This window comes from Thalassobaculum fulvum (genome assembly GCF_014652915.1).
GTDB lineage: Bacteria > Pseudomonadota > Alphaproteobacteria > Thalassobaculales > Thalassobaculaceae > Thalassobaculum_A > Thalassobaculum_A fulvum.
The window spans coordinates 647,698-655,710 of record NZ_BMZS01000002.1 but is presented as its reverse complement, the minus strand read 5'-3'; the positions used below and the strand labels follow the sequence as shown (position 1 = coordinate 655,710).

The window sequence follows — 8,013 nt, the reverse complement described above, 5'->3', positions numbered from 1 at the left end:
AGCAGCCCGGTAGCTCGTCAGGCTCATAACCTGAAGGTCGCAGGTTCAAATCCTGCCCCCGCAACCAAAAATATCAAGGCCTTGGCGCATGAACGCGCCGAGGCCTTTTTGCGTTTGGAAGCCCGTTCGGGTCCTGCGAGGGGGTTAGGCGTGTCCCACGGCCGGCGGCCAGAACGCCTGCTCCCGGCGCAGCACGTTGTCGCATTTCGACAGCATGGCCACGAGCTCGCTCTGCCGGCTGACGCCCAGCTTCGACATCACCGCCTTGAGCTGGCTGCGGGCGGTGTGCAGGGTGATGCCCTTGGCCGCGGCGATGTCGGACAAGGTGTCGCCGCCGACCAGGCGCTTGGCGACCAGGGCCTCGGCGTCGGTCAGCTGGAAGGCGTCCCTGAGGAACCGGTCGTCCAGCCCGACCGAGGGGGCGGTGTCGACCACGACCACCAGCACCGGGCGGTTCATGCCGATGCTGCCGGCCGCTTCCCCGACCGGGCACACCGACACGATCAGCGGGGCCGTCCCCCGCGATCCCCAGACCGGGATGTCGCGGGCCACCGACCGGTCGCCGGCGGAGCCGCCGCAGTCCGTGATCGCCGCCTGCAGCCGGGCGTTCTCGCCGGCCAGGACCGCGGCGATGCGGCCGCGTCGCACAACCAGCTGGTCGGCCGCACCGAGGACCGTCTCCAGCGTCCTGTTGATCGAGACGACGTCGCCATGCTCGTCGATCACGGCAACCCCGGCTTTCAGGGTGTGCAGCACGGCTTCCAGGTGTCGTGCCGCCGGCCCGGAGTCGTTGCCGATCGACGCCAGCGTCGGTGCGGTGACCGTTCTCATGACCGAGTTCATCGCGCTCCCCCACGGAAAAAGGTCCCATCGAGGCGGTCCGGGCGGGATCCCGTCGTCCGGTCGCCTCACCGGGGATTCAACAGGGGAGGCGAGGAACCCGCCGTGAATGGAGCGTGAAAGCCGCCCCGATTCGTCGCAACCCGTTCAGGAAGCGGGATATCTGACGGGCGGGGCGGCGGCTGCCCGGGTTTGGCCGGACCTACACACGCTGCCGGATCACGCTCCGTACCGAATAGCGCGACGCCGGGTATAGGTTCACGGAGATCTCGAAGGTCGCACCGGTGTGCGCGACGTAGCGACGGGCGACCTGCAGGGCCGCCGACTCCGCCCCGGCGCCGAGCAGGGCGGCGTAGTGCCGCGACAGGCCGCAAGCCGCGATCTCCTGCTCGACGTAGTCCAGCTTCAGGCCGTTGCGTTCCAGCACCACCTCGTAGATCGAGTCCCGGCCCTGGTGGAGCGTCGGCCGTGCGGGCGCTAGGTCCTCCGGCACCAGGATCTCGGACCAGCACAGCGGCTCGCCGTCCGCCCGGGTCGAACGCAGTCCGGCGATCCGGAACCAGCGGGTGTCCGCCAGGTCGGCGAAGCCGCCGATGGTTCCGCCGGCGACCGTCACGAAGCCCTCGTGCCGGATGTCGAGCCGGGTGCTCTGGGCGAAGTCGAGCAGGCCCCGCAGGTCGCGCAGACTGTGGACGTAGGGCGCCACCGGCCGGTCGGCGAGCACCACCGTCCCGGTCTTGCGCCGGCGGCCGAGCATGCCCTGCTCGGCCAGCAGTTTGAGCGCCTCGCGGACGGTGTGGCGGCCGACGCCGAACCGCGACTGCAGTTCGGTCTCGGTCGGGAACCGGCTGCCGACCGGGAACCGCCCCGCGCGGATCTCGTCGCTCAGCCGGCCGGCCAGTTCCCGGTGGCGCGACGACGGGGCCGCGAGGTCGTTCACGCCAGCGCGCGCCGCAGGGCGTCGGCCACGTAGCGCTGCGCCGCCACCGCGTCGTCGACCGCCGGGGTCATGCCGAAGAACGCGTGGATCATGCCGGGGTACTCCCTGTACTCGACCGCTGTCCCGGCCGCCCGCAGCGCCTCGGCGTAGCGCACCCCGTCATCGTGCAGCACGTCGCACTCGGCGGTGACGATCAGCGCCGGCGCCAGGCCGTCGTGCCGCTCCGCCTTCAGCGGCGAGGCCCGCCAGTCCTCGGCGTCCGCGGCGGAACCGAGGTAGTGGCGCTGGAACCACTCCATGGCGGCCCTGGTCAGGATGCCGTAGCCGGTCGCGTAGGTTCCGTAGCTGGCGCCGGACAGCGAATAGTCGGTCACCGGGTAGATCAGCGCCTGCAGCTTGATGGCGGTATCGCCGGCGTCACGGGCCCGGAGTGCCACGACCGCCGCCAGGTTGCCGCCGGCGCTGTCGCCGCAGACCGCGATCCGGGTCGGGTCGATGTCGAGTTCGGCCGCCGTCTCGACCACCCAGCGATAGGCCGCCCAGGCGTCGTCGGCGGCCGCCGGGAAGCGGTGCTCGGGACCCATGCGGTAGTCGACCGACACCAGCACCGCGCCGGAGCCGGCGCACAGGTTCCGGGCGATCACGTCGTGGGTCTCCAGGTTGCCGAGGACGTGGCCGCCGCCGTGGAAGTACAGCACCGTCGGCCGGGTTCCCGCGTCCTTCGGCCGGTACACCCGCACCGGGATGCCACCGCCCGGGCCGGGCACCGTCCGGTCCTGCGCCTCGGCGATCTCCGCCGGGGTGCCGCCGCGCGCCTTCGCCATGGCGTCGAAGAACTCCCGGGCCTTGCCCGGCTCCATGGTCTCGATCGCCGGCACCTGGGCCTCGGCCATGGCCTTCAGGGCCTGCTGGATCTGCGGATGCAACGCCATCGGACGGTTTCCTCCGGATTTCTCGGTTCGTGCGGGCCGGAAGGGTCACCGGTAGGCCCGTTCGGGTGGAATAGCGCCCGAACCGGTCGGGCCGTGTCAACGGTTGACGGTCGGCGTCGGGGTGCTGGCATACTGCCGTCGACAATAAGTTCGAACAAATAGCCGAAGCCGCTCTTCGAGAGCGCGCGAGCGGCCCGAGGGAGACAGAAGATGAAGGGCGCGGTGTTCGCCGGCGGCCGGACGGTGGAGTTGCGGGAGTTCGCGGACCCGACCCCGGGACCGGGCGAGGTCGTCCTCGAGATCAAGGCGTCCGGCATGTGCGGCAGCGACCTGAAGTTCTACCGCGCCGCCCCGGGCGAGACCGCGCGGAACCGCGGGCTCCCGGAAGGCAATCCGGTGATCGCCGGGCACGAGCCGTGCGGCGTGGTCGTCGCCGTCGGCCCGGGCGTCGACCCGAAGCTGGCCCGTGTCGGCCAGCGCGCCATGGTCCACCACTACCGCGGCTGCGGGGTCTGCCCGCACTGCTCGACCGGCTGGATGCAGCTCTGCCTCGACGGCGTCGCCGAGGTCTACGGCATCACCGGGCACGGCGCCCATGCCGAGTACATGAAGGTACCGGCCCGCACCCTGGTCACCCTGCCGGACGAACTGTCGTTCGAGACCGGGGCGGCGATCTCCTGCGGCACCGGCACCGCCTGGGGCGCGCTGAAGCGGCTCGAGCTCGCCGGCGACCAGACCATCGCGGTGTTCGGCCAGGGCCCGGTCGGGCTGTCGGCGACCCAGCTCGCCTCGGCGATGGGCGCGCGGGTGATCGCGCTCGACGTCAGCGAGGAGCGGCTGGCCCGGGCGAAGGAGTTCGGCGCCGACGTGCTGATCAACCCGACGAAGGTCGACGACCCGGTGGCGGCGATCCGCGAAGCGACCCACGGCCTCGGCGCGCATGCCAGCCTGGACGCCTCGTCCTCGGCCGAGGCCCGCCGCCAGGCGGTGCAGTGCGTGCGGACCTGGGGAAAGGCCTGCTACGTCGGCGAGGGCGGCAACGTCAACCTGGAGGTCAGCCCCGACATGCTGCGCCGGCAGGTCACCCTGATCGGCTCCTGGACCTTCTCGACCATCGGCCAGGCCGAGTGCGCGACCTTCGTCGCCGACCGCGGGATCGACGTCGACCGGCTGTTCACCCACCGCTGGACGCTGGCGCAGGCCGCCGAGGCGTACAGCCTTTTCGACAAGCAGACCTCGGGCAAGGGTGTCATCCTGTTCTGACGCCGTTCCGATCCCACCATTCACCGTTCGACGAGGGGACACCATGGCCGGTAGCGAGACCAAGACGGGCAGCGCCCCCGCCGACCCGAATACGACCAATCTGGACGTGGCGATCGTCGGCGGCGGGCTGGCCGGGCTGTACGCCCTGCACCGCATGCGCGGCCTCGGGCTGAAGGCCCGGGTGTACGAGGCCGGCAGCGGGGTCGGCGGCACCTGGTTCTGGAACCGCTACCCGGGTGCGCGCTGCGACATCGAGAGCCTGGAGTACTCGTACTCGTTCTCGGACGAGCTGCAGCAGGACTGGAAGTGGCCGGAGCGCTATGCCACCCAGCCGCAGATCCTGGCCTACATCAACCACGTCGCCGAGCGCTTCGACCTGCTGCGCGACGTGCAGCTGAACACCCGGATCAGGACCGCCGGCTTCGACCGTGCGACCGACCGCTGGACCCTGGCGACCGACGGCGGCGAGGCGGTGTCGGCGCGCTTCTGCATCATGGCGACCGGCAACCTGTCGACGCCGCGGGTGCCGGACTTCAAGGGCATCGAGAGCTTCCGCGGCCCCTGGTACCACAGCGGCCTGTGGCCGGCCGAGGGCGTCGACTTCAGCGGCAAGGTCGTCGGCGTGATCGGCACCGGCTCGACCGGCATCCAGATGATCCCGCTGATCGCCAAGCAGGCGAAGCACCTGTACGTGTTCCAGCGCACCGCGAACTTCAGCCTGCCGGCCCAGAACGGCCCGATGGAGACCGCGCGCGAGGCCGCCTACAAGGCCAATTACCCGGAGCGCCGGGCCGAGGCCCGGATGTCCGGCTTCGGGGTGTCCGGCTACCCGTCGCCGACCCAGTCGGCCCTGGCGGCGTCGGAGGCGGAGCGGCAGGGCAAGTACGAGACGCTGTGGCAGCGCGGCGGCAGCATCGGCTTCCTGTCCTGCTACAACGACTTCCTGGTCGACGAACAGGCCAACGACACCGCCGCCGAGTTCGTGCGGGAGAAGATCCGCAGCATCGTGCGCGACCCGAAGGTGGCCGAGCTGCTGGCGCCGAAGGACCACCCGATCGGCACTAAGCGGCTGTGCCTCGATACCGGCTACTACGAGACCTACAATCGCGACAACGTCACCCTGGTCGACGTGCGCAGCGCCCCGATCCAGGAGATCACCGAGCGCGGCGTGCGCACCGCCGAGCGCGAGTACGCGCTGGACGCCATCGCCTTCGCCACCGGCTTCGACGCCATGACCGGGGCGTTGCGCGAGATCGACATCCGCACCGACGGCGGGCCGTCGCTGGCGGAGGCCTGGGCCGACGGCCCGCGCACCTATCTCGGCCTGGCGGTCGCCGGCTACCCGAACATGTTCATGGTGACCGGGCCCGGCAGCCCGGGCGTGAAGAGCCAGATGATCCTGTCGATCGAGCAGCACGTCGACTGGATCGCCGACCTGATCGACCACGCCCGCGGCCACTCGATCACCCGTGTCGAGGCCGACGGCGAGGCCCAGGACCGCTGGGTCGAGCACGTCAACCAGGTGGCCGACAGCACGCTCTATCCGGTCGCGAACTCCTGGTACGTCGGCGCCAACATCCCCGGCAAGCCGCGGGTGTTCATGCCCTATGTCGCCGGTGTGGGCGTTTACCGGAAGAAGTGCGACGAGGTCGCGGCCAACGGCTACGAGGGCTTCACGCTGAGCGGGGCCGAGAGCCTGAAGCGGACCGGCTGAGCGCGGTTACGAATTCCGGGCGACCAGCGCGACGTCGCGCCGGGCCGCTTCCATGACCGCGCCGATCCGGTCGCGGAACCGGGCGATCGCGGCGGCCTCGTCGAACGCCAGGATGCGGCCGTCGCGGTAGGCCCAGCTTCCGCCCACCATGGTGGCGCGCACGTGCTGCGGTCCGCCGTGCTGCACCAGGGTGGCGACCGACGGCACGGCGGCGACCGCCGCGCTGCCGCCGACGTCGACGATCGCCAGGTCGGCCTGCCAGCCGGGCGCGATCCGGCCGGTCCGTCCGGCGAGGCCGAGGGCGGCGGCCCCGCCTTCGGTCGCCATCCGCAGCACCTCGGACGGTTTCAGCCAGCCGCGCCAGTCGCCGTCGCCGAGCCGCGGCAGCATCATCGCCAGCCGCATGATCTCGAACAGGTCAGCCGCCCCGCCGGTGTTGGCGGAATCGCTGCCGAGCGCCACGGTGACGCCGGCGCGCCGGAATCCCTGCAGCGGCGCCAGCCCGGAGCCGAGCATCAGGTTGCTGGCCGGGTTGTGCGACACCACCACGCCGCGCTCGGCCAGCAGGGCGCGTTCCTCCGGATCCAGCCAGACCCCGTGCGCGACCGACAGGCCGGGCGCCAGCAGCCCGCGCCGGTCCATCTCGCGCACCAGCCCGTGCGGCCAGACGCGCCGGCAGCCGTCGCGCTGCGCCCGGGTCTCCAGAAGGTGGGTGTGGACGCCGAGGCCGAGCCCGTCGCGCAGCCGGACCCACAGGTCGAGCAGGACGTCGGAGCAGCGCTGCGGCGCGTTCGGGCCGAGCAGCACCGCGACCCGGCCATCGCCGCTGTAGGCCTCTTCGGCGAGGCTCCGGAACATCGCCTCGGTGAAGTCCGCTGCGGCGAACCCCGGGCCTTCCAGGAACGCCCGCAGCTCGGCCGGCAGCGCCATCCCCAGGAAGTCGTGGTCGTGGATGTCGTGGAAGAACGGCGCGTAGCCGACCCGCAGGCCGCTGTCGCGATGCGCCGTGAACGCGGTCTCGTGCAGGCCGACCTGCGGGGAATGGTCGATCGCCGCGGTGACGCCGCCGCGCAGCATCTCCGCCGCTCCCAGCAGGATCGCGAGGCGCAGGGTCTCGGCGTCGAGGTGTCGGCCGTAGGCGACGGTGAACGGCGCCCACTGCTCCAGCGGCCGGTCGTTCTCGGTGCCGCGCAGGGCGTTGCCGTAGGCGTGGTGATGGGCGTTGACCAGGCCGGGCATCACCATGGCGCCGGACGCATCGACCGCCTCGGCGGCGCGCTCGGCCAGAGCCCGCGCGTCGGGGCCGTACGCCACCGCGTCGATCGTGCCGTCGCCGGCGACCAGAACGGTTCCGGGGACCGGCTCGGCATCCCAGCCGGCCAGCACCAGGCCGCCGGCGATGGCGGTCGGCGCCCCGGTCATCCGGCCGCCTCGAGCGCGCGCAGCGCCGTCGCCAGCCGGTCGGCGAAGGCCGAGGCGGCGAACGGCAGGGCGCGCGAGGTCGGCACCACCAGGCCGAGTCTGAGGGTGTTGATGCGGGCCGACGCGAACGGCCGCCACACGATCTCACCGTCGGCAATCTCCCGCAGGAAGCCGAAGCGCGTGAAGAAGGCGATGCCCATGTCGTGGCTGATCGCGTGCTTCAGCATGTGGATCGAGTTCGAGGTCAGCCGGGCCTCGACGGTGTCGCGGAAGGCGGCGAAGTCCGGATCGACGTCGATGGTCGGCGGCAGCGGGCCCTGCTGGGCCAGGATCGGATAGGCGAGCGCCTCGTCGAACCGGATCTCCTTGCGCCGGGCGAGCGGGTGACGGGCCGGCATGACCACGCCGAGCGGTGCCGCGATCGCCGCCGCCAGCTCCAGTCCCGGCGGCAGCCGCGACACGAAGGTGATGCCGAAGTCGACGTCGCCGGCGGCGATCTGGCCGCCGATGTCGGCCGGGGCGGCGGCGTACACCGAGTAGGTCACGGCCGGGAAGTCGGCCCGGAATCCGTCGAGCGCCCGCGGCAGCCAGTCGACCAGCAGGGAGTCGACGGCGGCGATCGACACGTGACCGGTCTTCACCCCGCGCAGCCCGTCGATCTCGCCGCGCACCCGCTCGAAGTCGTTCAGGGCCAGCTCGACATGGTGCAGCAGCATCTCGCCGGCGACCGTCAGCCGCAGGCGGCCCGGCAGCCGGTCGAACATCGCGGCACCCAGCTCGTCCTCGAGCTTCAGGATCTGGCGGTTGACCGCGCTGGCCGCGACGTTGAGCACCGACGCGGCGCGCCGGATCGAGCCCTGGCGGGCGACCTCGCGGAAGTACCTGAGGGCGACCGCGTGCAT

General features: G+C 71.8%; 7 protein-coding genes. 2 read left to right on the top strand and 5 right to left on the bottom strand.

What is annotated here, in order from left to right:
* Positions 1-144: 144 nt before the first annotated feature.
* The 3 genes from IE246_RS06315 to lipP1 form a co-directional block, all read right to left on the bottom strand.
* Positions 145-831 (bottom strand): helix-turn-helix transcriptional regulator, encoded by a 687-nt coding sequence (locus IE246_RS06315; RefSeq protein WP_189988082.1) that lies wholly within the window; start codon positions 829-831, stop codon positions 145-147.
* A 211-nt stretch (positions 832-1,042) separates the two neighbouring features.
* Entirely contained in the window at positions 1,043-1,780 is a 738-nt protein-coding gene (locus tag IE246_RS06310) for a GntR family transcriptional regulator (RefSeq protein WP_189988081.1), read from the bottom strand.
* On the bottom strand, positions 1,777-2,712 hold the full coding sequence (lipP1, locus tag IE246_RS06305) for a LipP1 family hormone-sensitive lipase (protein ID WP_189988080.1): 936 nt from the start codon (positions 2,710-2,712) through the stop codon (positions 1,777-1,779). The genes IE246_RS06310 and lipP1 overlap by 4 nt, the downstream gene beginning before the upstream one ends.
* A gap of 210 nt (positions 2,713-2,922) precedes the next feature.
* Between lipP1 and IE246_RS06300 the strand changes: the two genes are divergently transcribed.
* Positions 2,923-3,975 (top strand): zinc-dependent alcohol dehydrogenase family protein, encoded by a 1,053-nt coding sequence (locus tag IE246_RS06300; RefSeq protein ID WP_189988079.1) that lies wholly within the window; start codon positions 2,923-2,925, stop codon positions 3,973-3,975.
* 43 nt (positions 3,976-4,018) lie between these two features.
* Positions 4,019-5,689, top strand: coding sequence for a flavin-containing monooxygenase (locus IE246_RS06295; RefSeq protein ID WP_189988078.1), 1,671 nt, complete (start codon positions 4,019-4,021; stop codon positions 5,687-5,689).
* A 6-nt stretch (positions 5,690-5,695) separates the two neighbouring features.
* Here the strand turns inward: IE246_RS06295 and IE246_RS06290 are convergent, their stop codons facing one another.
* Entirely contained in the window at positions 5,696-7,111 is a 1,416-nt protein-coding gene (locus tag IE246_RS06290; RefSeq protein ID WP_189988077.1) for an amidohydrolase family protein, read from the bottom strand.
* Positions 7,108-8,013 (bottom strand): LysR family transcriptional regulator, encoded by a 906-nt coding sequence (locus tag IE246_RS06285; RefSeq protein ID WP_189988076.1) that lies wholly within the window; start codon positions 8,011-8,013, stop codon positions 7,108-7,110. The genes IE246_RS06290 and IE246_RS06285 overlap by 4 nt, the downstream gene beginning before the upstream one ends.